The sequence below is a fragment of the Spirosoma endophyticum genome (assembly GCF_900112365.1).
Taxonomy (GTDB): Bacteria; Bacteroidota; Bacteroidia; order Cytophagales; family Spirosomataceae; genus Spirosoma; species Spirosoma endophyticum.
The window spans coordinates 1-1,543 of sequence record NZ_FOLQ01000048.1 but is presented as its reverse complement, the minus strand read 5'-3'; the positions used below and the strand labels follow the sequence as shown (position 1 = coordinate 1,543).

3 protein-coding genes are annotated in these 1,543 nt (G+C 45.7%); all 3 read left to right on the top strand.

Translation table 11 applies throughout. The features are described from left to right. Positions 1 to 296 (top strand): integrase core domain-containing protein (locus BM202_RS35265; protein ID WP_143100885.1); only part of this gene is annotated, 296 nt, incomplete at its 5' end. A 109-nt stretch (positions 297 to 405) separates the two neighbouring features. Further along, positions 406 to 813, top strand: a complete 408-nt coding sequence (locus BM202_RS35260) for a hypothetical protein (RefSeq protein ID WP_093835111.1) — start codon at positions 406 to 408, stop codon at positions 811 to 813. Positions 814 to 1,044: 231 nt separating this feature from the next. Further along, positions 1,045 to 1,543, top strand: a 499-nt coding sequence (locus BM202_RS35255) for a DinB family protein (protein ID WP_093835109.1), incomplete at its 3' end; no start/stop codon positions are given.

The following is a 1,543-nucleotide window of genomic DNA, read 5'->3' as shown; positions in this document are numbered from 1 at the left end:
GTGGTGTCCAGTATGCCTGCACTGAATTTCGGGATCAGTTGAGAGGCCTGCCTGTCGTGCAAAGTATGAGTCGTAAAGGCAATTGCTGGGACAATGCAGTAGCTGAGAGCTTTTTCAAAACATTCAAAAGCGAATTAGTGAACCATACTGACTTTCCAACGCGGGCCGCTGCCCGGTTAGCCACCTTCGAGTATATTGAGGGCTGGTATAATCGTCGGCGGAGACATTCAAGCTTGAATTACCAAACTCCCGCTCAACAGGAATCTTATTTTTACACCTCTCAGATGGCTGCCTGAAAAATATCTCCAGTATACTATTGCAAGTCCAAGACGGATCATATACGAGTAGTTAGCCTAAGAGCAGGGGCTTTAACTAACTTAATACCACTTGTATAATAATTTACTAATGCTCAATCTTAAGCACTTTCTTATTGATCTTCAACAGGGAGCTTACTTGGACGCTACTATAGAGATACCACCTAAATTAGCAAAAGAAGCTGGTTTCAAGCGATTCTTGGCTGCACTGTACTTGTACTACATGGCAATACTCATTCTGTTGGGAGGAGTGCTAGCGAGGCTATCGGGCCCTTTGCATCTCGATTTTTTGAAAGCTTCCTTACTCACAGGAGTTATACCTTATTTTTTCTACCGACAATTGTTAGGACCCTTAATTATAAAAAGATTTGATTTTGTATTAGCTGATGCCGAAAAAACTAAGTGCGTAAAGCTTTACCGCTACGTTTTTGCTGGTGCATTTGGCGTTTTTTCCGTTGCTATCATTATTGTAATTTGTATATCTACTAGATCCTTCTAATGTCAAATACGTATACGACTGTTTGTGTCGGTCAGTAGTAAAAAATCACTGTCTTATAAAAAGGCACCCCCGTGAGACGTTAGAATCTTCATTCATCTGCTTTAAGCAATGTACGTTTCATAGGATACTGAAATGGTATCCTTAACTTAGTGGGGCTTCGATCTCAACGCGCCCAAAACCATTATATTTAGTTTACTTGGCTCATAATCAACTTTTTGGCAACTTACGGACATGAACCGACTCCGTTTCCTCAAGAACCTCTTGGGCACTAGCCTGCTGCCAACGGCAGCCCTTGCCCACCCTGCCACCATTGACCTCGAATCCGAAGCCCAACGCGTTCGCCGGGAGTTGCTTGAGGCCTGGGCTAGGTCCGAACAGCTTACCCTAATCACGGCCACCCAGATGCCAGCCGAAGCATACGACTTTAAATATACACCCGAAGCGATGAGCTTTGCCGAGCAGTGGCGGCATTGCTGCGAGTTCACCACAATGCTTCTGTCGGCCCGACTGGGCATTGACAATCCCTACAAAAAGGGCCGGAACCTCTCGAAAGCCGTCACTAAGCAACAGGTATTGGATGAGGTGAAAGCGCTCTACGCCTTTATGCGGCAAACCATCACAACCATCCCCGACGCGAAACTTTTCGAGCAGGCGGAGTTTGTGGGGGGTAAAATTCCCAACTGGCGGTATCTGTACGCAATGGACAATCACATTATCCACCATCGGGGGC

Excerpts from the sequence above, each read along its gene's own strand:
- BM202_RS35260 (WP_093835111.1), top strand. The coding sequence starts at position 406 with ATGCTCAATCTTAAGCACTTTCTTATTGATCTTCAACAGGGAGCTTAC.